Below are 22,553 nucleotides of genomic sequence, written 5' to 3'. Positions count from 1 at the left end.
CTCGTTTACACTTGCTCGTTAATTTTACGCGCCATGATCGAGAGTAGTTTGTCTGCGACCGTCTCTAAGTCTCCGTTATAGCCTTGAATGATGATGTCCCCCGTAAAGGTAAAGCTCGCTTGTCTACTAGGGCTATCACCATCGTTCACAGGTTTTCGTCTATCAGACGGTGACTTAGACGCTTCTTCCTTGCTGGCTCGATTCTCCTCCGCAGTCATTACCCTTTCGCCTTTGTGTAGGCGCGCATAATATCCGTCGAATGGTACGTAATCAAGGCCGCTGTAGTGAGAGCCGTCGTCCCCAACGCCTATATTGCGACGCTCGCGAAAATCTCTCATCTTCTCTTGTTGAATCGAGTAATCCATTTCAACTTCGGTTATTTTCGGGATATTGACCGCGAATTCTTGACCGCCCATCCAGTCCGGTAGTTTTACGTTGAATGCTTGGTTCATCGCGTCAATTAGCGTGTTCAATTTCCCAATAACCCAGTTAACTCCGGTCGCGAACCCGTTTTTGATAGTAACCCACATGGAATGGCCTGCTTCTTTCACAGTCTCCCAATTCTTTACCAGTAGATACCCCGCGCCGATTAACGTACCTATTCCGACGACTATAAGCCCTATCGGGTTAGCGCTAGCTGCGGTATTAAACGCCCACTGTGCGGCTGTTGCCGTTAGCATCACGGCCTTATAAGTCGCCCATGCCGTAGTAGCTCCGACAATCAAAGGACCAACGACTTCGAGTACGTCCTTGGTCGTTTTCCCCCACCGTTCCGCCTCTTTACTTCCGAGCCACTTGTTGAAGACGGAGGCCGCATTCGTTCCCTTTTCCGCGAGGTCCTTTAAGGTAGGAAGTAACGGGGTGAACACTTCGATCTTTAGCCCTTCTAGCGCGGAATTTAGTTGATCAACCGCCCCTTTGAAGTTATCGGTTTGAACTTTCGCTACCCTTCCGCTTGTACCTGCGCTATTCTCCAGCTCTTTCGTGAATTTACGTAGTTTATCGGGACCGGTATCCATCAGAGCCAAAAAACCGCTACCGGCTTCCATGCCCGCGATTATACCAGCAAGCGCCGTTTTCTGTTCGCTGGTCATGCCTTTCATCGCGTTTTGGAGGTCTTCGAGGATCGTGGCAAGCGATTTCATCTTGCCTCCGCTATCAAACAGCTTAACGCCGAGCTTATCCAGTGCCTCTGCGGCCTCTTTCGGAGGTTTCGCAAAACGAGCGAACAGTCCCCGTAACGTAGTACCCGCCTGTTCCGCTTGTATACCGGCACCACCGAGAATACCCGCCGCGGCCGCTGTCTCTTCTAACGACACGCCGAGCGCTTTCGCCCATGGAGCCGCGTACTTCATGGTGTAACCAAGCATTTGAAGGTCAACGTTAGCTGACGTAAACGCCTTCGTGAGTACATCCGCAACCCGTCCCGTCTCTCCTGCCGCGATCCCAAAGCCGGAAAGGATATTCGAAACGATATCGGCGGTTGTTCCGAGGTCAGTTTGGCCAGCCGCGGCCGCGTCGAGAAGCCCGGGCATAGCCGCGATTATCTCGTTAGTTTTATAGCCCGCCATCGCGAGGAACTGCATACCTTCGGCGGCTTGACTTGCGCTGAATACCGTAGAGGCGCCGAGCTCTTTCGCTTTCGTGGTTAGTTTCGCAAGGTCTCCGGCGCTAGCGTTGGAAAGGGCTGCAACACGGGACATCGAACTTTCAAAGTCGGCCGCCGTTTTGATTCCGTCAAAGGCCGTACCTACAGCGACTACTGCGCCCGCCACCATTTTGAGCTGTCCGAGAAGATTCGGCAGGCCACCCGAGAAATTCCTCAACGATTGAGTGGCGGCATTCTGAGAATTACGAAAGGAGCCGGTAGTTGCGGCAACTTTTTTCACCGATAAGTTCGTCCGGTCGAGTTCCGAAGACACTCGGCGGAGGGTCGGGGTCATCGCGTCCACAATCCGTAATCGGCCTACTAGATCAAACGCCATGATTAACCGCTCCCTTCCCTATTCAACGCCGCAATCTCGTCTTCGACGGCCACCTCTGTGGAGGCGTACATAAAGATACGTTCACCTCTAGGTGCGTTATAAATGTAGGCCGGCGGGAGGCCTTGTCGTTGGAATATCGTGTGTATAACGAAAGCCTCGCCTCCCGCGCGTATTAGTTTTTTACTTGGTCAACCGAAGCGCCTAAGTCGTAACCAGAAAGCTTTAATATCTCCGTGAACAGCTTAACCCTTTCACCCGGGAGTAGTGTCTTTTCAACGACCTTTACAGGGTCTTGCGTCTCATATTTCGCGAGCAAATCCGGGTGTGACCAGTCAGGGGTAACTGTTGCTTTTTGGATCATCAATAGGGCTTTCTTGGTCTGGTCAACCGTTTCACCAAACGTCGCTCTTTCTTCGATATCCTCGATTTCCTGATCGTCAAGTGCCCGAATACGGAACGTCCCAAATCGTTTCATTTGCACGTCTTTTTCTGGTCTTTTGTCGGCATCAAGCAAGGCTTTTAATAGATCGTCTGTCATGTAATCGTCCTCCTAATTTTTACTTTTCCTCAATGAAATCCAGGAACTCGTAATCTTCAAAAACAAAAGGCCACTCCGTCTCAACGGGTGCCCCATGTTCAAATTTCATTACATCAATCTTGGTAAACTGAACGCCTTTTGCGAGTACTCGCTCGGCACCGTAAGCTTCGGGATCATCGAGTTTCATAACGAGCTGGCAAACGAAGGCCCCGCTACGGTCGTCCATGATTTGTCCTATCTTACGAGCAAATGCGGACGATATCTTGTATCCGCGAATAGAACCGGTACACTCGATACTCATCGGCTTGTTCCCGGCTTTACGACTACCGGATCGCTTAATCTTTTCGTATTGAATCTCGACGGATAACTCACCCGCATTGAAGTTCGCCAGCCACACGCCGTCCATCCAGATTTCGCCGAACGAACCACTTAGGACGCGGTTGGATTCTAGTAAATTTTTCGCCATCTATACTTACCTCCCTATACGTGGATTCGTAGGAAGATGCGTTCCATACTATCGGTCTCTATATAGGCGATGTACAAATATACCGCGTCTCCCTTCGATTCAAATTCGGGGTCTAACGTTACAACGGGGTCTTCAAGAACATTCGACTTGCCTAGCAGTTCTAGGTACGCTTTGATCGCCGCAATCAGCGCCGCCTGCCCGTCTCGATTGTTATCTATTTTCCCAATGTAGTCGCTCGCGGCCGTTTTCACGATATCCGTATTAATCGCCTGTCGTCCGCGAATCTTACGTATCTTGGCACCACTCGTTAATTGTCCTTTTTCAACGATCACGTAATCACCGTTGTGTACGAGGACAAGCGAGCCCGCTTCGAGTGCTTCGTTGATCTGCGCGTTCGTAAGACGCTTGTTAACGTCGTCTAACGGTAGTCTTGCGTACGTAATCGACTTGTTGATCGGTGTACCTGCGATTAAGCCGGCAATGTACGTCGCGTACTCACAAGACGGGTACTCCTTACCGTTGACTACGCCGCCGACAATCAGGTTAGCTACGTAGCTATCCGCTATCTTCTTACTTCGCGCGTTCCCTACTTTCGGGTCAGCATCGTCAGCCGCCGTACCACCCGTGACGTATACAAAATGTTTGCCTTCCGTACGATTGCGTTTTACCCACGCTACTGTCGCGTCTATTTCAGCCGAATCCACAGCCCCGTCGTATGCAAACACGTTAAATGTTCGTGTATCAAAGGAATCGCGCATCTCAATAAATGCCTCTGCCGTCTGCTCCTTCGGCATAGTGTATACGAGCACTTGCTTTGCGCCGCCTTGCAATACGAAACGAATGGACTGAATATTGGTGACGCCGAACAAGTCAACCGCTTGCTTTTCGGTCTCAATCTTGTAGAACGTCTTTTCTGTGGCTTTTGCTCCGTACTTCATAAGTGGAATTGCAACGATACCACGAGCACCGCCTCGAATCTGTGATGCCGCGGCTTCCACGTACATTAGATAGAGCCCGGGACGGGTCGGCTCGTTAAGTGGGTCCCATTCCATAGCGTTACCTCCTTTTATAGGGCTTCAAGTCGCCCGTATACGTGCATAATCTTGTCGTACTGTTCTTGCGTTCTTGCCTCGCGTACCTCCGTTGATAGCACGCCTAATCGTGCGTAGAGGCCGCCCTCCGTTTTAAATGCCGTAGAAAAAGAAAAAGACCCGATACGGATATACCGCTTCGAGTCTTTCATTGGGATCAATGTAATTCCATCGTTTGCTTTACGTTCGATCACGCCCATTTTCGCTAGGACATCCTGCGCGTCAACACCGTATACCACGATCTGATAGTCGCGATCAATCCGGTAGTGATAACGCGTCTCGGACTCTGAATCGGAGGACAGGAGCCGGACGACTACGTTATTTTTCACGGGCTTGTCAGGTACCTCGTATTTCAGCGCGATCGAGGGAAAGGCCTCCTTTATAAACTCGCCTACTGATTCCTGTTCAACAAGTGCGGACAACGTACCACCTCCGTTAAAAACCTAGTTTCTGTACTTCCGCTTTTACTCCGTCTTCAATGTCTTTTAGCCACTTCTGCTTACGTTCATCAGCCGGAGCATCTATAAACTTAGCGACAGTGCAGGGAGTTGTCGGGTTCTTAATATCGCCTTTTACATCGTGAATGTAGTAAGCGTAATTAAAATTCGGCCACTTGGGCGTACTTTCCATCGCAACGGCCGAAATCTCACCGCTTACCTCACCGTTTTTCTGACGAACTTCCGTACTAATGCCGCGCCGTAACGTACCTTTGTCTAAAGGAGCAACGTCTACTGACTCCGCTTTCCATTCGTCCATAGCATCGTGCATACCGCGTTTGGTTGCGGCGAATACGATCTCGGGCGTTCGCCTAATCGCGTCCTTAAATGCCCGCATGTCAAACTCGAGTTCCATAGTTAGAGTGACACCTCCGTTAAGATAGGCTTGCCGCCAATATTACGCTTAATCTCAATAGCTAACGGGCTATATTGACGTACTCTGCCGAGCTCGTCGGTAAACTCGATCCGGTCTTGGTCTGTGATAGGCGCAAGCTTGTCACAAAGCACCTGCGCAGAGGACACGACTTCCTGCGAGGTAACGCCGTGCACACCGCCTTGATTCGTTTGTGCCCGAACAAGCTTCGTCTTCTCCTGTATCCGGCAACTCAACGAAAAAGGATCGCCGTATACCGGTCGATCCCATTCGTCTGTCTTCGGATTGCCCTCGTCATCTAACAACGCAGGGTAAACCGTTATTTTGTTGTGCATCGGCACCATAGGCATTTTTTATAACACGCTCCATCCTACGCCGCGACTTCCGAGCTTCACGTCGTTTTCCGCCCCGATTAGTTCACGACTTATTGGCGGTATCAGATCGACTAGCTCTCTCGGCTTGTCGCGGAATGTAAAGGAGGCTACGCCAGATAACGAAAACGAGCTGACCCCGTTATGAGCCTGCCGTAACGTATCGTTAAACTCTCGGGCCAACACTGCCGCGAACTCATATACAGCCGAATCCGGTATCGTATATTTCGGATATGTGGACTTTAGTGTACGTGACGCGACGTTAATTATCCGTTGTTTTCTCGCTTCGTCACAGTCCGTCCAATCTTCGATATCAATAACATTTACGTCAATATAATCGTCTGCGGCTTCGATTGATAACGACATAGGGAAACACCTCCGTTTTTATTCGGAGGCTTTGCCGCGTCCCTTTTTGGCGGGCTGTGCGACGGGTTCCTCCGTATGAGCTGTGTCATCTGTACGCTTGATCCATGCGGGGACCAACGCGTCTAACGTAGCAATTTCATCTTCTTTTTCGGTTGAATACATACCGAAGAAATTAAACTTTACGCGGACATCGCCGCTATCGACTTCATAGAACGGGGATGCTTTATAATCAGCCATTTGTTACCTCCTTACGATACCGATGTGGAGATATTTTCAAGAATCGCAATCTTCTCTTTTGCGTTCTTTACCTTCACTCCGTACTCACCGCGAATTTGACGAGCCACAAAGTCAGCTCCCGGTACGCCTGCATCTACATCGTACAGCGCACGGCCTTGCAACGGATGCATCGACAAGATAGTTCGATCGAACAGCGCTACCTTATTTTTCGGGAAGTTCGGATCAACAATAATAGTCGCTTCACCGCCACCTACGATGTCAGAAACGAACGTAGAGATGCGGTGCCCAGTCGTGGTATCTTGGCGCTCAGTGCGAATTGTATTAGATGCTAGTTTCGAGATTTGACGTGCGCCCGCAGTGTTCGTAAGGATCGTGTTAACGTTACCTCCGCGCAAATAAACTTCCTCCATCAAATCGTTGATGACCTTTGCGTCAATCTCTTTACCGCTCAGGTTCTTTTTAGCAGCGCCCTTCTTATCCGCGTAATACAACAGACCACCGCTCATGCTCGGCGTACCTTTGTTACCCATAATTTTACGACCGTAGATCAAGGTATCGTTCATCTCACGGGACATCTCTTTCAAGCGTAACTCGACTTGGTAGTTTAATTCGTCAGTTACATTGTGGGTGCGAACTGCCATTTGCGTATTGGAGACGGATGCATAACGCTCATAGATTTGCGTGTAGTTATCATCAACGTAGCGATCGTGACCCTCGTCTTGACCTACACCGGCACCCTGTAATTGAGGACGAGCTACGATGCGGAGTTCTGCTCCGGCTTTTAGAGCCCCCGCCGTAGTACTGTCAAATCCACGAATTACAGTAACCTCGTCGCCGGCAACGGCAGTCACTTTCATGTACTCTTCGCCAGCTACCACGATTGCATTAATGCGGAATTTCTCACCGTCACCATCGTTCACCACCAATTGGGTATCTGTATCCGTAATATCTACCTTTACATTGGCGCGGTTCGAGTTGAGGTTATCTGACATCCACTCAAATTTCGTCTGCGTTAGTGGCTCGCCATTAAGACCTACCAAACCTAATAGAGTAGGTGCGTCATTGATAATTAAATCAATACCGGCTGATAGTTCACGTACTTGGTCTTTAAAATCATAAGTAAATAGCATTAATGGGATTCCTCCTTGTTTTTGGGTATTAAAAAACCACCGCTAATAGGCCGGTGGTGTAGTTACTTACGTAATTGACTTAGCTTATTGGACAGTTCTAAGACTTTACCAAAGTCTTTTTTCTTCTTTGCTTCCTCTAGTTGTGCCTCGAGTGTTTTAACTCCCGTCTCATGTCCGTATCCAGATGGTCCGCCAATCGTACTAGGCTCCTTTTTTGTTTGGGCAATAAGAAACGGTTTAGTCTCAACTAAAGACTGTATTACGCTGTCCATCCCTACCACATTACCAGATTCATCGAACGTTACTTTAGATAAATCAGTTGACGCGAGGATGTAGGCGTCGTCGATGTGAGCGATATTCGCGCTAGTTGCCGCAGTAATAAAAGCGTTACGAATTTTTTCCTGTCGGTACTTAGCTTCCATTTCGGCAACACTTTGTTCCAGTGCCTGTTTTGCCGCGGCTTCCTTTTCATAGTCCGTTTTCCATCGCTCGATCTCGGTCATCTCAGATCGTTGCTTCTCTTCTTGTTCTCGTTCGTATTCCGCGAGCTTCGTTTTCAACTCGTCGTAATCAGCGTATTTTTCCGATTTCTTACGCTCACGTGCGATTCGATCCGCGACAATCCTATCTAGCTCTTCCTGCGTGAAGGTTTTTGGTGTTTCTACGGAATCGTCCGTTGTTGGGACCTGTTCCTCTGTGTCATCCTCCGCAAAAGTTTGCAGATTCATCGGAAATAAAAGTTTAAGTGTGTCAGTCATTCGATACCTCCCGCTTAAAGCCCGTCGGCTATAAAGTTCCGAAAGTTTTTCGCCATTTCGTAAGGCCAAACACTATTCCGGGTTTCTAACCGGAGAGACTAAGTGACGACAGCGAGGATGAAAAATATCCCGTCGTCCTCTTAAATCTTCAAGATATGGATAATCACCGGGTGCATCAGGCGTCAGCTTAACGATCCGACCTTCCCAAAGCCGGCAAGCATCTTTTGCCCCATGCCTCGAAATCCTGCCGTAGTATACTTCGCGTGCAACGGCTTCGTTTATCGTTCCTTCCATGTGTGCAAACATCGTCTTCGTACGGGTGACCATATCGACGTAAACTTCCGGCTTCCATCGTCTTCCCGCCGCATCAATAATTCCGGTATTGAGGGAATCCCCTAGTGTCTTACGGAGCCTCGTTAGTGTATCGCGATTGATTGTACGTCTACCGTTTACTCCCTTTGCCATGTTTGCTCGCATAGATTCTGCGGTTACCTTGCGTACAGCGTTCCGTACTCTTCGTTTTACGTTTCTTGTCACCGCAAGTAGGTCCTCTTGCGTATCCGCTATTACAGCGTTAGTCATTGCCTTGTTCATTCGGTTGAACCTCGCTATTGAACGGGCTTCCTCAATCGTTGATGCGGCTCCTAGTACATAGATAGCGTCTGCTATTCCATTGCTGGCCGCTAAGGGTACGTTTACTCGAACCCATTCCGCAGATTCTTTGTCCAATACGGATAGTATGCGAGCGACTTCGCTTAGAGCTGCAATCCCGTTGTCCCGTGAAATCGACGTGATATCAAGCCGGTCTAGCTCACGGAATATATCCTCCACGGCTTGCTTGTATGCGCGAACTAGTTTCTCAGTTTCGTAGTCATAGTTGGGCATCGGTGGTTGTCGCATTACTCTTCACCACCCTCATCATTAAAAATGGACGAGTCCACCGTCCCGTTTGCGGCTTCTTCGTCCTCCTCAATTCGAGCTATAATCTCGTCAGCTTTTTCGTCGTCTACTTCGTCCATGTATTTGATCGCGGAGCGAACGTCTATAGTAGGCTTGCCACCGGTTCGCAATGACATAGTTTCCGCGATCTCTTTCTCATCACGAGGTATGCCGTCCTTCCAGCGAATAGTTGGGTACGCTGGCGCATACGAATCGAAGCCCTCTACGCCGTCATTCGCAAAGTTCTCTAGTATCTGCGATGAGTACAACGCGTCACGAAAAGCACGGTCAACGTGGGCTCTTATCCGTTTAACCTTTGATAGAATCGGCATAAAACGTGATTTTATCGCTGATCCATCGGTATGTGACGTTCCGGTTCCACCTTTGTCCTCCGCTAATGTCGTACCGAATAGCCACTGCGGGGTCTCACTCATCTGGAATACGATGCCTAGTAAAACGTCTAGCTCCTTGAAGGCGCCATCTAACTGCGAATCCCACGTCATGTACCCGGGTGTAACCTCCGTTTCAGCTACGGGGATATAGCGCCCACTGAATCGTACGTCGGGCTCACCTAAATCGGGCCCGTACGCAGTTGGATCGCTGTGTTTCCACAGGATGTAGTCAATCTGAACCAGTCTATCGTTAATCGCGGCCAGTACCGATTCTATCTTTTCAATGCCGCTACTTCCCTGCCAATCGGTATCAGTAGACTTGTACGGGATGTGATAGATTGCCATGTGAGAGAGACCTGTTGCAACAACGTCTTTCTCGCGTCCTGTACTTACCGCGTCCCCAATGGTGAACGTTTGAATAGGCGCTTCATACCTCGTATCTACCGATTTAGGATGTAGCTGGAACCTCTCGTAGATTATTGCCCCCGGAACGTGGCGCTCGACGTTAAGGTAGGGAGTCTGTGTTGTCTTCGAGCCCTCTACGATTGACTCTATTAATCCGTTTGTCTCCGTCACCCACTCGACCCATGCAATATTAATCGCCTTGAATCGTTTTCGCGATCCTTTCGATAGCTCCGGAAAGACGTTCGACGGGTCAACCGCTTCGATAATCGGCTCAGGTTTCACTTTGATTTCGATACCATCGGGCACTTCCGATAAATCCTGCCTCGGAGCATAGTACGTCTTGATGAACGCGTCTCCTCGAATCCCAGCACCGGTAACTATCTCGTGACCCAAAACGTTCAAATCGTTTTCCTCAACAACAGAGGTCAGTCGTTGCTGCTCGATGGAGGAGTCAGGCTTGCCGGATTCATACGATGGAGGTTCACCGAACATCAAATCGGCCGGCTTCGTTAGTAGCACGTCCATCAGGTTGACCGCGATATAGAGCTTAGACAATTGAGGCGCGTGCGGCGTATCCTTTAGGATTTCGGTAGCACGTTCGAGCACTTCCGCTTGCTTGCCGTCAAAAATCTTACGACCACGGTAGTATTTGGACAGGCGTTCAATGTCGCGTGAAGGTGGGAACTGTGCGCCAGAGTAGAACATTTTAATCGTAATCATCATCTCCTAATTTGTTCCTTACTTGTGATATACTCCTTAATAAGAGCCATTAATTGGAGGTAATACTTTATGCCAGAAATTAAAAATAAACCAACGGAAGACCCAGCCCAAAGCCAACACCTCGAAACCCTTTCTTCGAAACTCCTTCTTTCTATTTTACAAAAAGAGAACGATTTAGAAGTGGATAGTAAGAAAACAATCGAGACTAGATCGGGAGTTTTGATGGGATTTGTTGGTGTTATCTTAGTTTTCTTCCTTAATAATTTTAATTTTACTATCTTAAATAAAATTCAATCTCATTTCATCTATACTATTATTTTTATTATTTCATTACTTTTCCCTTTGATATCCTTTGGATTTACTTTTTATTATTTCATTAAAGCTATAGACACTCGCGAATATTTACGTATTGATTTAACTACGAAGAATTTAGACAAGCTTTCAAAAGAAAAAGAGGAAAAATTAGCACTAGATTTATCAATTGTTTATCAAAACTCTCTAAAACAAACTATAATAGCTAACCATAGTAAAAAAAATCTCTTTAAAAAGGGTGTCTACTCTATCTTTGTAAATTTCACTTTATTACTTATCTCATTTTTATTACTTAACATTATTTCTACAATATAAAAGAGAGGAGGTGAATGCACATGGCAAACGACAACTGGTTGAGAAGTTGGGATCATCTACCTAAAGACGATGAGTCCTCAACCCCAAATGATTCTCATCAAGATGATGACACAACCATTACTATGAGGCTCGTGCTAGATCAAGCACTTGAGCCTGGAACATCAGAGGATTTTCGTAGAGTGATAAAAGTTGACAAGCTTAAATAAGCAATCATTATTGACTAATAGTCCATTAAAGTTGTTAGTTACAACCATTTCGGATTGTCTCTAACGACTTTTTCCGTTTCATACGCGATTAGCTACCACATATTACACGTTCCTACTACAATCCTACTGGCTTGTCTATTACTCGTTTTCTACGGAGTTTTGCAGCATCATAGGCCATGTGCAAAGCGTCCGGACCATCGTCATGATTATGATTCGGGTACATCTCGAACATCTCGATCAGTAGACGTTGATCTCGCTTAAATCGAATTTTCCCACTCTGAATATCCGGCAACAACGACTCTATTCGAAGTGCTTTGCGCATTCGTTGTTTGATCTCCTTCAGCCGTCGATGTGTGGGGTACCCTTTCCTCCGTAACTCTTCCGCCAGTTTATTTGCAAACCATTCCTGCGCTTGCTGTGCCTCGACCGCGATTCCCTCATACTGAAACTGAAGTGAACGATTAACAACTTCTTGCAGTAGAACGTCGGGATGTACTCGTTTAAGAAACACATCTGTCACGTAACAAACGCCAGTGTCGCGATTACGGCCTATTGTAATAATTGCGGAGTAGTCGCCCTTCTCCTTACCCATCGCGAAGTCAATTCCGCAGTAGTAATCTAGCGTCAGGCCTTGCAAGTCTTCTTCCGTATAGTACGTGAATGTTTCGGGATTAAAAATCTGCGACTCCTCATCGACCGGATTGCCGAGGTACTCTTGGTTAAACGCCCGTGCGCCCATTGCCTCTCGCTTCTCCATGAAAAACTTATAAGTGTAGCGCGGCCATAACGTTTTAGTTCCTCGGAGCATCTCGTCCTTATTCGCTTCATAGAACGAGTCGGCGTTCTTCTTCGCGTTGGAATCGTCTTCGTTGTAAATCCTCCGCCACTCTTCCCACAAATCCTCTCGTTCTGTCCACGAAAGAATCGCGGGAAACTTACGCGAGATAAAATCCTTACGCTTCGTTAATACGTGATTAAGTAGCGAATCGTAATGTACGATCGTTCCCATGTAAACGCATAATCCGCCGAAACCGAGCGCCTCCAACATCTCCGAACGGAACCAATGCAAATTCTTCGCACGCAATTCGGGAGTGTTCGTGTTCTCGCCGGATTCTAAGTCGTCGAGTATAAATAAGTCAGGTCGCGCTGATCCGTGACGAAGACCACGCATTTGCGTCCCCATGCCCTTCGCTTCTACTTTCGTACCAGTTGTCGTAACGAATTCGTACTTGTTATCCGTACCATTAAGCGATTTTTTCTCGTGGAGCAATTCCCCGAAATCCTCACGTAACTTTTGGTTAAAAACGAGCTGATTACGTGCCCACTGGATAAAGTCGCCGGCCACATCGGTTGTTTCCGATATCTCTACGATATAGCGCTTGTGTCGATAGGCCACGTTCTTACACAAATAACCATTGGAAAGATACGCTGTTTTCGCATGTCTGCGGCCTACCGACCAAGCTACATTTTCCTCGACGTTACCCTTCGTGATTTCATCGAGAAGTCTGCATAGTTCCCGATGGAAATCGGCCGCATCTTTATAGTCCGTACCCGCCGGTATTAAATTGTCTTGGTTACCGGGGTTTCGCGCCTCCGAAAAGTACTCGTACATGAACAGTAACATGTCGTATTCGCACGCATGAACCCGCTGGAGCTTCGTTAGCTCCTCGTCAAGTAGCTCCCATTGATCAACGTCATAGTCCGTTAAATCGCCTACATCAGCCAGCCGCTTATATTGAGCAATGAGTTCGATACGACGGTCAATTTCGAGCTGTCGCGCCGGACGATCATGCCATTCACCATTGAGGAACGCCAATCACTCGTCACCTTCCCTCTTCAACGAGTCCGCACGTTCCTTCAAACGGGCTAGACGGTCTTCAAGCGACTGAACTGTAGAGCCCTCTTCCGTTTTGACCTCCTGACGATCAATAAGGAGTCCACCAAATTTATAAAACAGCTCAATCCCTTTCATTGAGCCTTGCCCTTTAAGCGTCATATCCAGATGTTTCTCCATGATGTGCGGAAGATGTGACATAAACGCGTCTGCCGATAACTCATTCGTGTACGCAATAAAATCACGATTGTGATGACGCCATTTATAAAGAGCACTAATTGAACACTTTGCCTGCTCTGCAATCTCGTCGAGAGTTAATCGTCCTTGTTCGCCATCATCGGGGTTACGCGGTAGGAAGTTGTTAATTGCGAGTAATTGGGCGGCCGTTATTTGTTCACGAGTTAATTTCGCTTCTAATTTACGTAAATCTTTTGCCATTATATCGTTCTCCTTTCGTTAGGATGCGTTGTGATATTCGAAACGTTCACGTTTTCTTGGTAAGTAAAGATGCCCGCAATCACAATAAAGCCACTTGCCTAATCGGTAGATATCTTCTTTACCTGATACATAAACGCGGTAGTACGTTGTCTTTCTGGAGCAGTCGATCACCACTCTTGTGTTGAATCCACGGTCGCTTAGTACGTCAAAAAGCCTCTCCGCAAATAACGGCGAGGCTGAAATAACGCTCATTGTATAACCTTTATGATGAACCCATCCGTCGCCATCAATGACACCGCGAAGAAAATGTGGCATTAAATCATCGGGGACATTGGGAAACGGAACTACAAGTGATTTTCGAGAGGAGATGCCGAGCTTTGCAAGGTCATTCACCATTTCCGTACGACAGATATTAAGCGTGAATAGGGTCGTTCTTCCACCGTTGTTACTTCGTTCAGTAACAGGATTGGTTGCGCCCATAATGTCCGCGATGCTTTCGAGGATGTGGCGTTCTTTTTGTGCAATCGTTATTTGATTTTGAGAGATGCACCCATCAGTAACAATAAATCCTAGGACATACGCCATTTCCGGCGTCCATAGCTTGAAAAATTCTATGTTTACGTCGTGAATTGGAGTCTTACCAGCCCTGCGCATTTTTACTCCGTGCTTTACTAAGATTCGACGTATCTGACGGTCAGAAACCCCGGCATCTCGTGCTAGTGTTACCGACGATTCACCCGCAAGGTACCGTCTTCCTATAACATCAGGCAATAGTTTACTTTTCGTTAATTTTCGTATATGTATCGCCTCCCCTTCGCCTATTGACTCCACATGAGAAAACGACCGTTACCCGGGGAGTCGCGGTCTAACTGGCGGTAGCTAATCGCCAGCACGGTCGATCTTACGTCATCGAATGTAAAAAGAAGCCACCGATAGGCAACCGGTAGCTTCCGTTTAAATTCGAGGTGTATTCGATTAGACCCGGAGGTTAAAAACTTGTAAGAAAACGCTCGGAACCTGACGGTGAGGGATCGTACACCCGCCTTGGGGGTATCCGTGAAATGCATAAACGTTGCATACGACTGTAACCGAACGCACGTTTGAGTCCGATAATATATCATCGGTAAACACTTGTTCGCACACGTAAACCCCGTCAATATGCGATTTTCCATTTTAACCATACGTTATGTAGTTGACATAATCGAGTGTATATCAATATCTAGTACGAACACGGGTTGAATACGGTCGTATAACGACTGGTTACTGTGAATGCCGTATGCATCCGGGTTGAAGTTTTTGGACGGGTCACGCGTGGAACGCTCGTGCGGATATTTTCGGGTTGGAATTACGGTTCAATCGGTACGTTTCGTTTCTGGTAGCCCCCTAGTTCCTTCTATATTATGACGCGGGTTAATGACGGGTAGGAACGTGTACCGATTTGCCCATTTATCCGTCTCCTTTCCGTAGCCATAAAGCTATTACTATAAGTAGAATTAGTCCACCCAAACACGCCCAATAAGGCAGCGCGAATAACACACTGATACCCCACGCTAGAAGTACGATTCCTACGAGCATTGCCGTAAGAACTCCGATTAACATTAACGCGATCTTAGCGTAGAAATTAGGTCCGAAGAGCATCGTGTACTACCGCCTCCTTTCCGATCCAATAAGAAATAACGCGGAACCATCGAGCGGCGCCGCGTCTGTATTTTCAATTGCTTAAATTACCCAATTTTTATAAAGTAGTCAGTACATACAAATCTATAGAAAGGAAATTAATCAATGGAAGATTATTCATTCCTATCAAAACTCGGAGGATCAACTTTTCTCTTCATAGCCCCGTTTATTCTAAGGAAGTTATTTGAGAACGAAACGGAATTAGAAAAAGTTGAACGTGAACTTCTCAGTTTTAAGTTCCTAAAGAATCAAGATTTTAAAATTTTTACATTATCGTGTGTCTTATTAATTTTAATAGCTAGCGCAGTATCGTACTACAATAAGGAAATGGCTGTCGTGGTGTACTTATTTATTATATTGTTCTTTTTAATAGTCATTTTAGTTAGCCTTAGAAAAGTTACACGTATCTCACCATTAATATTTTGGTTGTTTGGATTTTGTCTAACGCTTGCTTCCGCAGTAGGGGTCATAGGCTCTTTAAAAAAACTTGTTGAAAAAATACTCAATGGAAATTCAATTACTTTTGGCAGTATGGCAGAGCTTATATTTAGTTTGATATTAGGTCTTGCTATTCTTGCTACATCAGTTGTTATTTTTAGAGGCATGTTGTACAGCGAGCTAAATTCTCACCCTTTAAACCAGTTTATCTTTGTTTTTACTAATGGAGAGGTACTTACTGTTTCTATTAAGTCTATAACTAGAGACAAAAATTTTGAAATTAAAGTCATACCACATGAAAGGAACAACTGCATGCTCTCCTCGATAGGTCCATCAGCACAAATAATAATTAACCGGATTACTATACAAAGCATCATTCAAATAAAAGAACAAGAGAAAATCCCTTCTAGTTAAACTCTCCTTCAGCGGACAAGCCGCCTCGGTATCAATATCTTCTACCGCGTTGTAATTACTTCTATACTTTGTTCGCGATGAAAGATGATAGCGAGGCAACTTGTTTGCCGAAGCTCGGCGTTAGCCGATGTCACACGTCTCTAAAGATAAAGAGAAGAAAATCCACAAAAACTGCCTTCCGCCCCGCCATTACAGCGTTATTCTCACTTTCAATAGGTGTCGTTTTGACCTAAGCAAACGGGGTAAAAGGTATCGTTTTGACCTAAGCAAATTTCTTCGCCTGCCGAATCCGGTGTTCTTCGAACATCCTCCGCACGACTCTCGTATACTCATCTTCGTACTCTTTCCGGAACATAACGTCTGGATGGACGAGATAATTCGTTGTCTTACCACTTGTTGTCGTCAGCACTACGCCTTTGTTACGGAGTTTATTCACGAGCTCATATACCGTCTGTATATCGTGTCCCACTCGTTCAGCCAATTGCTCACGGTTCAAGTGACGAATGACCTCCGGATTCTCCTCGTCTGGATTGTCGCAAAGATAATACGTTTGATAGTGGAAGAACGGCAGTATCTTGTATAGGAAGCCGAGCTCACTAAGCGTTAGCTCCTCCGCAATCTCGCGAGCCTTCACTTGGTATAGCTTCGTAAAGGATGCGCCATCTATTACGTTGCCCATCGAATGGAAATCGACGCTAATGTAATACACGTTGGTGCGGCCTTCTTTTTCGCATGTTATGACGCCGAGCGTTTCTAATCGTTGTAGAATCGCCATAGTCGCTTTCTTACCTCGTCCTAATAGTCGTGCAATGTCCGTTTGTTTTAACGGCTTGCCGTCCTGTACGAGCTTGCCCTCGCTCTTAAAACGCAAAAACGGAAGCAGCTTTATAAGTGCTCCCGCCTCTATTAACGTTAAATCTCGTATAATTCCGAGTATAGCTTCGTGATAACACGCGACCCAATTTAACCCACGATAGGTCAGCTTCATTCGTTCACGTTCGAAATGCTGACGGGTTGCTTCCCGTTGTGCATCCGTTTGTATAGTCACGTGAGAACCGTCTGGGACAAACGTGCCTAGTTCGCCGGTCTCGGGATGGTACGTGCGATCGAAAGTAGTACTCATACGCGACCTCCCCTTTTTATTAGCTTTACTCTCTTGTTCCGAAATATCGTAAACGGTCCAAAGCAGAACACTGTCATAGTTGAAACGAAGGAAATACCCCACAATAGAAGATTTCGCCAGTCAAAAACTACCCGCATTCAATCGCTCCCCCACCGTATGATTTACCCGAAATACTAATTAAAGCGGGCAGAAGTGTTTTGAATACGCCCATTTCTGTTCGTCCCATAAATAAAACGCCAGAATAGTTCTGACGTCTCAAATGACTCTTATTCTAAGATTATTCCAAACCTTTTCTTCAAAATCTCTTTTCTCTCCCGTTCATTAGCTTTTACACACGAAAGATATGCTCCCTTACGAAGCCCGAAACAACTCCCATAATTTCCGAATAGAAGGTCTCTCTTCTCCTTCTCTATTTTTTCTCTTTGAGCCCTAATTAGATCGACAGATGTATATAGCTTCCCATCAAATCTATGATATCGTGTTCCATCCACATCCACTATTAAGTCATCATCAATCAGTAAATTGCCTTTCTTTGTTGAAATATTTACTATACAATCAGTTGGACTTAATTCTTCTTTTTTCGTATGGTAATGTAACCTAATGTTTCTCTTCTCACAAAAATCTAACCACAAGTCATCTCGAAAAATTTTTTCTTTTTGGTAAATACCGTATTCAGCAATCACGTCAGAAGCCACAACATTTAGCTCATTGGCATGTTTTCCATGGATAGTATACGAGACAATAAGTCCATTATACATAGGGTCTTTGAACTTGTGATCGAGCCATTTACTAACTTCAATACCTACCCATTCTTTTGTTTTAGTCTCCCAATTAAAATATAATAATGCGATGAAGGTCGTTCCTATTAAAATTGACAGTAAGTATATTTTTCCGAATTTGTTCAATAGAAAGTACCTCCTCTCGTCCTATTACTTTCGACATAGAGGCGGTCTGTTCCTCGTTAATTCCGAATATATTCCAGCGCTCATAGCCCGAAAGGTCGGATTACCAGCGCCAGCCACGTCAAGTGTACACCTTGACATGAATCCGGCTCCCACGAGACTAAGCGTAGTAGTAACTACGTACTACTGTGGTCCGCGTACATCGTGGTAATTACGGCTACTTACCAGCCAATCCCGCCGTGGTCAAAGCGTTGTTTATTCCAATCTGGTGCTGTCATATCGTACACTCCTTTACTTAGTGACCGGGATCAAGTACCCAACCCGGATCGCCTGTATTGCAATTACGTTGTACCGCCCATTCTGATTCGGTCATATTACGTAACCTCCTCCATTTTAGTAGCCGGCGTCATCTAGCCACTCTGGCTCTGTCATACCGCGTAACTCCTTTTATCAATATCCGGGGTCCACGAACCAAACAGTGATGCCTTGCGGATCATCAACCCAATTGATATCGTAAATCATCGCGTTCCCTCCTCGATTAATGACCGGGATCATCGCGCCATTCTGGATCAGTCATGTCGCGTAACCTCCTATTTTTAATGGCCCGGGTCTCCGGTCCACTCGGGAGCCGTTTTCCAACGTGGGCCTGCGTCCCATTCCGGTTCTGTGCGATACTTCCACTCGGGAAAGCTCTCGAAAGTCCAACCTGATCCGTTATGTGCTTTCATCCTATCCACCTCCTCGTCTACACCTTTCGACAAGAAGATTTCTAATTCCTTCCAAACATGCAAAAAGCCGCCGGTTTTCCGACGACTAATTGCGATTTTTCACGGCTTGTACTAACGCGGCGATCGAGATGACCAGCGCTACCACCGCAATTACCAATGTAATAGTTTGCACGGTTCCAACGCCTCCGTTGACTATCGTACATAATCGAGGGTATGATTGGAATAAGATAATGGGGAGGGCAGGGAACCGTTAGGCTCCCGTACCCGTTTGATGACCGACCTCTTACGCCGCGAACGTAAGGGGTCTTTACTTTAGGTTCCGACCGTTGCTGTTCCGCCTGCCATTGCGGTAGTTGACTATCGCAGTTGCCAAGTTTACCAGCGCGGTCACCAGAAGCACGACCTCCACCATTACCCGTCCTCCTTCTCATTTACTGGAAGGCATGGAAATCACACCCTCTACAAGAAGGATAACACGTTCCGTTAAACGTGACAATAAGTAATGGAGTTGTTCGCGATGAAAATACATATTAAACTAGCCGATCTACTCAAAGAACGTGGAATCTCGCAACGAGAACTCTCACGCCTGACAGGCATACGTGTCTCGTCAATTAACGAAATGTGCAACAATGAAACTGTACGGCTACCACTCGATAACCTTGCGAAAATATGCGAAGTGCTTGGCGTTGAGATTACGGATGTGCTCGAACTTGTGGATGAACGTCTCTAGCATGCATAGATACGAAACCTCCCAAAACGAACCCCCTTACGCAATAAAATAGCTCTTGACTTCGCTCGCCTTTATGTCCTTTGCGTACTGTTCTTGTCTCGCCTTATTGCGTATCTTAGCGTTGTTATCTACGAATTGCATTTCGTAAGGGCTGCGTCTTCTGCGCGAAGGTTTCCTGTAAGAGATTCCGTCCGTCCCTGTATCCTCTACTATTTTAAGCGAGGTCTCACCGCCCATACCGGAACCTCGTCGCTTGTGTTTTCCGAGTGTTCGGCGGGCGTATTGTGTCGCGGATAGAATCGGATATTCATGGTGGGTCATTTTATGTTCGTCATCATCCGTGAGCTCTTCGTAGAGTATCGCGTCTGCTAGGCGTTCAAGCTCGCCGGAGTCTGGTCTATTACCCGTACGTAGGATTACTTCATCTATCCACTCGCTAATAGCTGCCATTCGGTCAGTTCGTTCCATTTTTACCCATTCCATCATCATGCTGCCTCCTCACCGTAATTCCATATCTCATAGACCTTCGCTATTCGTTCCAATCCATTTCTTACGCGTAATCCGGCTTTTTGAGGGCTGATGCCCATAGCCTTTCCTGTCTCAACAGTGTCTAATTCCCGTTCATACACGTAATACAACGCTTCACGCTCCCGATCCGTCAGCCCCGCCCGTTCGATCGCCTCCGCCAGATCAATCAACACGTCACACGCCGCGTAGTCGCCCCGTTCGTACCGGCTCGACCGTAAATGGTGGATGTCGCGTAGGATTGCGTGTACGCCGTCACGGTCATTTAACGCATACCTAACGGAAAGATTTCGGTGTCCCTTTTCGATATCAACGGCACATGCGCCCATTAAGCCGCCTCCTTCATTTCGCGTGTGAGATACGTTAATAAACGCCTGCCTATCGCGCTTATTAACGGTATTATCTTCCAATCTTCCGTCGAATGACGTATACTATCGTTAAATAACGTTACCGATCGGAGTGATTACTATGTCTTTCGTCGCGCATAATTTCGCGGAATCCCTCGAAGCTTACATCTCGGTGGACAAATTCAACCGTCTGTATCTATCATCCGCACTCCGTAGAAAGCTCGGAGTCGTACCCGGCACACCGTTTAAGTGTCACGTAGGCTACGATCCAAAGACCGGCAATATCGGAATTGCACGTCCGGGCGAAGTCTCCGTTGATGACTCCGTACAGCCGGCTACTTTCGATGGTAAACGTTACTACGCGGCCGTGTCTTCCTTTGTCCGCAAGCATAACGTTCCTACCGGCAAGTACCTGTATATCGAACGTTCTAACAACTGGTACGCGTTCCGTCACAAAGAGCAGGAAGAACCGTTTTCACCCAGACGTGGCCGTAAGAAATCGTAAGTAATCTCCGTTGAGGCGGCGTGACGGCCATCCGTGTAGCCAGCACGGTAGCCGTCCGCATATGCCTCGCGAACATAAGTAGGCCAGTCGGGTACGAACGGGTCTACTTGATCTCGAATATCTATCCTATCACTACAACCACCAGAATCAGGAATATTATCAAACCTCCACACAAAACCGCCTCCCTTAATCGTGTGATTCGTTGGTTCGCGATGTCGATATATTCTGACTCTGTTTCAAATCCGATAAATACACGTCCTTAAGACCAGCCAACTGATTGGTAAATTGTTTCATGAATGTTCTGGTTTCAGTTTCATTTTTCTTCTGTCTAAAAATTATTGTTATATATTTTTGCTCTTAAATTCCCATGATTTGACATTAAATACACAATATTCTACTATCTAATTATTACAAAAAATAATTTTTGGAGGTGCTTTTATGTTTAAAAAATCTATAATTGCTTTCGCTCTAGTTGTTGTTTCAGTATTTTCCGTTTCCACAGCATTTGCTAATGAAACACAACTAAGTAACACCACAGCTACTGATAAGTATTGGGCAAGTATCGAAAAAAAATATACTGTTTTTGAAGCGCCTGATGAAATTGACTACGATGACGGACGTGGTTATATAGGTAAATTAAAGAGAGGCGTTGGAACTGACTGCTTTTCCGATGGTTGTACTTGGACCTATTCTGGTTGGGTGTACTATCAATACTAAAATATAATTCTCTCATCTCCTCCCCTGATGTAATTTCAGGGGATTTTATTTGTTTTAAATTGATGAATTAGTTACTTTATATATAATATTTTTCTTCATCTTAAATCACATACCACTCAGCAAAACTTTTCGCATCAAACCGCCTCCTTATGCATAATATCCCGCATCACACATTCAATCTGCTCCCACAAGTCAAGGACTGATCCGTTATTATTCAACTCGTAATGGACCGCGAACATGTCTACGTATCGTTCCGTATCGTGAGTGAAGTCCGCGAGATCAAACACATCGCCTGCCGAACGCATCCGGTCTATTCGTACATCGTCAGAAGTGTTTACGCGAATGATTACGTATCCTTCCGCATAAAGGCGTGCGTATTCGTTAGGCTGGCGGAGGTCCGTAATTACTACGTCGAAACCTTGTGCTGTATATACTTCGCGCATAGTTCGTTTAATCCAAACGTCAGGGTCAATCGCTCTCATCGCCTGCCCCACGCCTTGCAATAGCGCACGGGGCTTTTTGTCGTCTACAAATTGTTCAGGGAATAGTTCGCGGCATATACGTTTGATGCCATCACCGAACGCGTACTGTATGAAATCGTAATGTTCGACTAGGTAGGCCGCAACCGTATCTTTTCCACTTCGCATCCGACCACAGATTGCTATTTTCACAATGACCACTCCCTAAATTACTTGATTACTGCGAAAAAAGAAAATATAATAAGCTTGTTTCAAAATTACAAATAATGGAGGAATTGCAAATGTTAGCCAAAAAATTTAGTCTTGCTTTACTAAGTGCTTTTTCAATTTTTACTCTAGCGACGGGGGTAAGTGCAGAAAAAAGCGTAGAACCAACTCAATCAATTCAGTCTGATTGTGAAACTCACTATATGCTCTTAAAGAAATCTGATCATAATTACGTAATACCAAGTGAGGTTATCGTTTATGGAAATGTGAAGCTTTATTTACAAAGCTATCGAGACAGTGAATTGCACGAAGGTTACTGGTCAGCCACTTATAGCACATGCTTAAACGGTAAATAAGCGAGACTATTTAGCACGCTCTACCTCTTGGT

Annotated in this window: 30 protein-coding genes; 6 read left to right on the top strand and 24 right to left on the bottom strand. The window is 46.2% G+C overall.

Going from position 1 to position 22,553, the window contains the following annotated elements:
* Positions 1-5: 5 nt before the first annotated feature.
* From AYJ08_RS07210 to AYJ08_RS07150, 13 genes are all read right to left on the bottom strand, one after another.
* Positions 6-1,985: a phage tail tape measure protein gene (locus tag AYJ08_RS07210; RefSeq protein ID WP_231929038.1), complete on the bottom strand. Its 1,980-nt coding sequence runs from the start codon at positions 1,983-1,985 to the stop codon at positions 6-8.
* 172 nt (positions 1,986-2,157) lie between these two features.
* The gene (locus AYJ08_RS07205; protein ID WP_064017152.1) at positions 2,158-2,523 is read right to left on the bottom strand and encodes a phage tail assembly chaperone; all 366 of its coding nucleotides are present in this window, start codon (positions 2,521-2,523) and stop codon (positions 2,158-2,160) included.
* A gap of 19 nt (positions 2,524-2,542) precedes the next feature.
* Positions 2,543-2,989, bottom strand: coding sequence for a phage tail tube protein (locus AYJ08_RS07200; RefSeq protein WP_064017151.1), 447 nt, complete (start codon positions 2,987-2,989; stop codon positions 2,543-2,545).
* 14 nt (positions 2,990-3,003) lie between these two features.
* The gene (locus AYJ08_RS07195; protein WP_231929037.1) at positions 3,004-3,798 is read right to left on the bottom strand and encodes a phage tail sheath subtilisin-like domain-containing protein; all 795 of its coding nucleotides are present in this window, start codon (positions 3,796-3,798) and stop codon (positions 3,004-3,006) included.
* Positions 3,799-4,055: 257 nt separating this feature from the next.
* On the bottom strand, positions 4,056-4,502 hold the full coding sequence (locus AYJ08_RS07190) for a hypothetical protein (RefSeq protein WP_064017149.1): 447 nt from the start codon (positions 4,500-4,502) through the stop codon (positions 4,056-4,058).
* 13 nt (positions 4,503-4,515) lie between these two features.
* Positions 4,516-4,932: a hypothetical protein gene (locus AYJ08_RS07185; RefSeq protein ID WP_064017148.1), complete on the bottom strand. Its 417-nt coding sequence runs from the start codon at positions 4,930-4,932 to the stop codon at positions 4,516-4,518.
* Positions 4,933-4,934: 2 nt separating this feature from the next.
* A complete protein-coding gene (locus AYJ08_RS07180) occupies positions 4,935-5,294 on the bottom strand; it encodes a hypothetical protein (protein WP_231929044.1) in 360 nt (119 codons plus the stop codon).
* Between the two features lie 9 nt (positions 5,295-5,303).
* Complete coding sequence (locus AYJ08_RS07175) at positions 5,304-5,687, bottom strand: hypothetical protein (protein WP_064017146.1); 384 nt, start codon at positions 5,685-5,687, stop codon at positions 5,304-5,306.
* An 18-nt stretch (positions 5,688-5,705) separates the two neighbouring features.
* On the bottom strand, positions 5,706-5,924 hold the full coding sequence (locus AYJ08_RS07170; RefSeq protein WP_064017145.1) for a hypothetical protein: 219 nt from the start codon (positions 5,922-5,924) through the stop codon (positions 5,706-5,708).
* Positions 5,925-5,935: 11 nt separating this feature from the next.
* Complete coding sequence (locus AYJ08_RS07165) at positions 5,936-7,054, bottom strand: SU10 major capsid protein (protein ID WP_064017144.1); 1,119 nt, start codon at positions 7,052-7,054, stop codon at positions 5,936-5,938.
* A gap of 62 nt (positions 7,055-7,116) precedes the next feature.
* Positions 7,117-7,812: a phage scaffolding protein gene (locus AYJ08_RS07160; protein WP_064017143.1), complete on the bottom strand. Its 696-nt coding sequence runs from the start codon at positions 7,810-7,812 to the stop codon at positions 7,117-7,119.
* Positions 7,813-7,884: 72 nt separating this feature from the next.
* Positions 7,885-8,712 (bottom strand): phage minor capsid protein, encoded by an 828-nt coding sequence (locus AYJ08_RS07155; RefSeq protein WP_064017142.1) that lies wholly within the window; start codon positions 8,710-8,712, stop codon positions 7,885-7,887.
* Complete coding sequence (locus AYJ08_RS07150; protein ID WP_231929036.1) at positions 8,712-10,271, bottom strand: phage portal protein; 1,560 nt, start codon at positions 10,269-10,271, stop codon at positions 8,712-8,714. Before AYJ08_RS07150 ends, AYJ08_RS07155 begins: the two co-directional genes overlap by 1 nt.
* 66 nt (positions 10,272-10,337) lie before the next feature.
* Here AYJ08_RS07150 and AYJ08_RS07145 point away from each other — a divergent pair, with 66 nt between their 5' ends.
* Positions 10,338-10,895: a hypothetical protein gene (locus AYJ08_RS07145; protein WP_064017141.1), complete on the top strand. Its 558-nt coding sequence runs from the start codon at positions 10,338-10,340 to the stop codon at positions 10,893-10,895.
* Positions 10,896-10,915: 20 nt separating this feature from the next.
* Positions 10,916-11,101 (top strand): hypothetical protein, encoded by a 186-nt coding sequence (locus tag AYJ08_RS07140; RefSeq protein ID WP_064017140.1) that lies wholly within the window; start codon positions 10,916-10,918, stop codon positions 11,099-11,101.
* A 115-nt stretch (positions 11,102-11,216) separates the two neighbouring features.
* On the opposite strand, the gene terL is transcribed toward AYJ08_RS07140, so the two are convergent.
* The 3 genes from terL to AYJ08_RS07125 are packed head-to-tail and all read right to left on the bottom strand — an operon-like array spanning position 11,217 to position 14,027.
* Positions 11,217-12,917 carry a phage terminase large subunit gene (gene terL, locus AYJ08_RS07135; protein ID WP_064017139.1) on the bottom strand — a complete coding sequence of 567 codons (1,701 nt, stop codon included), beginning with the start codon at positions 12,915-12,917 and terminating at the stop codon, positions 11,217-11,219.
* Entirely contained in the window at positions 12,918-13,373 is a 456-nt protein-coding gene (locus AYJ08_RS07130) for a phBC6A51 family helix-turn-helix protein (RefSeq protein ID WP_064017138.1), read from the bottom strand.
* Positions 13,374-13,391: 18 nt separating this feature from the next.
* Entirely contained in the window at positions 13,392-14,027 is a 636-nt protein-coding gene (locus tag AYJ08_RS07125) for an LAGLIDADG family homing endonuclease (RefSeq protein ID WP_157452831.1), read from the bottom strand.
* Between the two features lie 1,128 nt (positions 14,028-15,155).
* Between AYJ08_RS07125 and AYJ08_RS07115 the strand changes: the two genes are divergently transcribed.
* Complete coding sequence (locus tag AYJ08_RS07115) at positions 15,156-15,902, top strand: hypothetical protein (RefSeq protein WP_064017135.1); 747 nt, start codon at positions 15,156-15,158, stop codon at positions 15,900-15,902.
* 262 nt (positions 15,903-16,164) lie between these two features.
* Here AYJ08_RS07115 and AYJ08_RS07110 read toward each other — a convergent pair whose 3' ends face one another.
* From AYJ08_RS07110 to AYJ08_RS23470, 4 genes are all read right to left on the bottom strand, one after another.
* Positions 16,165-17,025, bottom strand: a complete 861-nt coding sequence (locus AYJ08_RS07110; RefSeq protein WP_064017134.1) for a helix-turn-helix transcriptional regulator — start codon at positions 17,023-17,025, stop codon at positions 16,165-16,167.
* A 266-nt stretch (positions 17,026-17,291) separates the two neighbouring features.
* Positions 17,292-17,930 carry a hypothetical protein gene (locus AYJ08_RS07105; protein WP_064017133.1) on the bottom strand — a complete coding sequence of 213 codons (639 nt, stop codon included), beginning with the start codon at positions 17,928-17,930 and terminating at the stop codon, positions 17,292-17,294.
* Between the two features lie 593 nt (positions 17,931-18,523).
* Positions 18,524-18,664, bottom strand: a complete 141-nt coding sequence (locus tag AYJ08_RS23475; RefSeq protein ID WP_157452830.1) for a hypothetical protein — start codon at positions 18,662-18,664, stop codon at positions 18,524-18,526.
* A gap of 32 nt (positions 18,665-18,696) precedes the next feature.
* Positions 18,697-19,086, bottom strand: a complete 390-nt coding sequence (locus tag AYJ08_RS23470; protein WP_157452829.1) for a hypothetical protein — start codon at positions 19,084-19,086, stop codon at positions 18,697-18,699.
* Positions 19,087-19,172: 86 nt separating this feature from the next.
* Between AYJ08_RS23470 and AYJ08_RS07100 the strand changes: the two genes are divergently transcribed.
* Positions 19,173-19,385: a helix-turn-helix domain-containing protein gene (locus tag AYJ08_RS07100; RefSeq protein WP_064017132.1), complete on the top strand. Its 213-nt coding sequence runs from the start codon at positions 19,173-19,175 to the stop codon at positions 19,383-19,385.
* Positions 19,386-19,421: 36 nt separating this feature from the next.
* Here AYJ08_RS07100 and AYJ08_RS07095 read toward each other — a convergent pair whose 3' ends face one another.
* The 3 genes from AYJ08_RS07095 to AYJ08_RS23465 form a co-directional block, all read right to left on the bottom strand.
* The gene (locus AYJ08_RS07095) at positions 19,422-19,874 is read right to left on the bottom strand and encodes a hypothetical protein (protein WP_157452828.1); all 453 of its coding nucleotides are present in this window, start codon (positions 19,872-19,874) and stop codon (positions 19,422-19,424) included.
* Positions 19,871-20,239, bottom strand: coding sequence for a sigma factor-like helix-turn-helix DNA-binding protein (locus AYJ08_RS07090; RefSeq protein ID WP_064017130.1), 369 nt, complete (start codon positions 20,237-20,239; stop codon positions 19,871-19,873). The genes AYJ08_RS07095 and AYJ08_RS07090 overlap by 4 nt, the downstream gene beginning before the upstream one ends.
* 468 nt (positions 20,240-20,707) lie before the next feature.
* Positions 20,708-20,935, bottom strand: coding sequence for a hypothetical protein (locus AYJ08_RS23465; RefSeq protein WP_157452827.1), 228 nt, complete (start codon positions 20,933-20,935; stop codon positions 20,708-20,710).
* Positions 20,936-21,200: 265 nt separating this feature from the next.
* Between AYJ08_RS23465 and AYJ08_RS07080 the strand changes: the two genes are divergently transcribed.
* Positions 21,201-21,479 carry a hypothetical protein gene (locus AYJ08_RS07080; protein ID WP_064017128.1) on the top strand — a complete coding sequence of 93 codons (279 nt, stop codon included), beginning with the start codon at positions 21,201-21,203 and terminating at the stop codon, positions 21,477-21,479.
* Between the two features lie 134 nt (positions 21,480-21,613).
* Here AYJ08_RS07080 and AYJ08_RS07075 read toward each other — a convergent pair whose 3' ends face one another.
* Positions 21,614-22,150, bottom strand: coding sequence for a deoxynucleotide monophosphate kinase family protein (locus AYJ08_RS07075; protein ID WP_369799671.1), 537 nt, complete (start codon positions 22,148-22,150; stop codon positions 21,614-21,616).
* An 89-nt stretch (positions 22,151-22,239) separates the two neighbouring features.
* Between AYJ08_RS07075 and AYJ08_RS07070 the strand changes: the two genes are divergently transcribed.
* Positions 22,240-22,521 (top strand): hypothetical protein, encoded by a 282-nt coding sequence (locus AYJ08_RS07070; protein WP_064017127.1) that lies wholly within the window; start codon positions 22,240-22,242, stop codon positions 22,519-22,521.
* Positions 22,522-22,553: the final 32 nt, after the last annotated feature.

Source organism: Brevibacillus sp. SKDU10, from assembly GCF_001645205.1.
Taxonomy (GTDB): Bacteria; Bacillota; Bacilli; order Brevibacillales; family Brevibacillaceae; genus Brevibacillus_B; species Brevibacillus_B halotolerans.
This window is presented reverse-complemented; position numbering and strand designations above follow the sequence as displayed.

What these genes read in the sequence shown, in the direction of transcription:
- AYJ08_RS07210 (WP_231929038.1), bottom strand. Translation starts at nt 1,985, where the DNA reads ATGGCGTTTGATCTAGTAGGCCGATTACGGATTGTGGACGCGATGACC.
- AYJ08_RS07205 (WP_064017152.1), bottom strand. Translation starts at nt 2,523, where the DNA reads ATGACAGACGATCTATTAAAAGCCTTGCTTGATGCCGACAAAAGACCA.
- AYJ08_RS07200 (WP_064017151.1), bottom strand. Translation starts at nt 2,989, where the DNA reads ATGGCGAAAAATTTACTAGAATCCAACCGCGTCCTAAGTGGTTCGTTC.
- AYJ08_RS07185 (WP_064017148.1), bottom strand. Translation starts at nt 4,932, where the DNA reads ATGGAACTCGAGTTTGACATGCGGGCATTTAAGGACGCGATTAGGCGA.
- AYJ08_RS07180 (WP_231929044.1), bottom strand. Translation starts at nt 5,294, where the DNA reads ATGGTGCCGATGCACAACAAAATAACGGTTTACCCTGCGTTGTTAGAT.
- AYJ08_RS07175 (WP_064017146.1), bottom strand. Translation starts at nt 5,687, where the DNA reads ATGTCGTTATCAATCGAAGCCGCAGACGATTATATTGACGTAAATGTT.
- AYJ08_RS07170 (WP_064017145.1), bottom strand. Translation starts at nt 5,924, where the DNA reads ATGGCTGATTATAAAGCATCCCCGTTCTATGAAGTCGATAGCGGCGAT.
- AYJ08_RS07165 (WP_064017144.1), bottom strand. Translation starts at nt 7,054, where the DNA reads ATGCTATTTACTTATGATTTTAAAGACCAAGTACGTGAACTATCAGCC.
- AYJ08_RS07160 (WP_064017143.1), bottom strand. Translation starts at nt 7,812, where the DNA reads ATGACTGACACACTTAAACTTTTATTTCCGATGAATCTGCAAACTTTT.
- AYJ08_RS07155 (WP_064017142.1), bottom strand. Translation starts at nt 8,712, where the DNA reads ATGCGACAACCACCGATGCCCAACTATGACTACGAAACTGAGAAACTA.
- AYJ08_RS07150 (WP_231929036.1), bottom strand. Translation starts at nt 10,271, where the DNA reads ATGATGATTACGATTAAAATGTTCTACTCTGGCGCACAGTTCCCACCT.
- AYJ08_RS07145 (WP_064017141.1), top strand. Translation starts at nt 10,338, where the DNA reads ATGCCAGAAATTAAAAATAAACCAACGGAAGACCCAGCCCAAAGCCAA.
- AYJ08_RS07140 (WP_064017140.1), top strand. Translation starts at nt 10,916, where the DNA reads ATGGCAAACGACAACTGGTTGAGAAGTTGGGATCATCTACCTAAAGAC.
- AYJ08_RS07130 (WP_064017138.1), bottom strand. Translation starts at nt 13,373, where the DNA reads ATGGCAAAAGATTTACGTAAATTAGAAGCGAAATTAACTCGTGAACAA.
- AYJ08_RS07125 (WP_157452831.1), bottom strand. Translation starts at nt 14,027, where the DNA reads ATGCGCAGGGCTGGTAAGACTCCAATTCACGACGTAAACATAGAATTT.
- AYJ08_RS07115 (WP_064017135.1), top strand. Translation starts at nt 15,156, where the DNA reads ATGGAAGATTATTCATTCCTATCAAAACTCGGAGGATCAACTTTTCTC.
- AYJ08_RS07110 (WP_064017134.1), bottom strand. Translation starts at nt 17,025, where the DNA reads ATGAGTACTACTTTCGATCGCACGTACCATCCCGAGACCGGCGAACTA.
- AYJ08_RS23470 (WP_157452829.1), bottom strand. Translation starts at nt 19,086, where the DNA reads ATGAGAAGGAGGACGGGTAATGGTGGAGGTCGTGCTTCTGGTGACCGC.
- AYJ08_RS07100 (WP_064017132.1), top strand. Translation starts at nt 19,173, where the DNA reads ATGAAAATACATATTAAACTAGCCGATCTACTCAAAGAACGTGGAATC.
- AYJ08_RS07095 (WP_157452828.1), bottom strand. Translation starts at nt 19,874, where the DNA reads ATGATGATGGAATGGGTAAAAATGGAACGAACTGACCGAATGGCAGCT.
- AYJ08_RS07090 (WP_064017130.1), bottom strand. Translation starts at nt 20,239, where the DNA reads ATGGGCGCATGTGCCGTTGATATCGAAAAGGGACACCGAAATCTTTCC.
- AYJ08_RS07080 (WP_064017128.1), top strand. Translation starts at nt 21,201, where the DNA reads ATGTTTAAAAAATCTATAATTGCTTTCGCTCTAGTTGTTGTTTCAGTA.
- AYJ08_RS07070 (WP_064017127.1), top strand. Translation starts at nt 22,240, where the DNA reads ATGTTAGCCAAAAAATTTAGTCTTGCTTTACTAAGTGCTTTTTCAATT.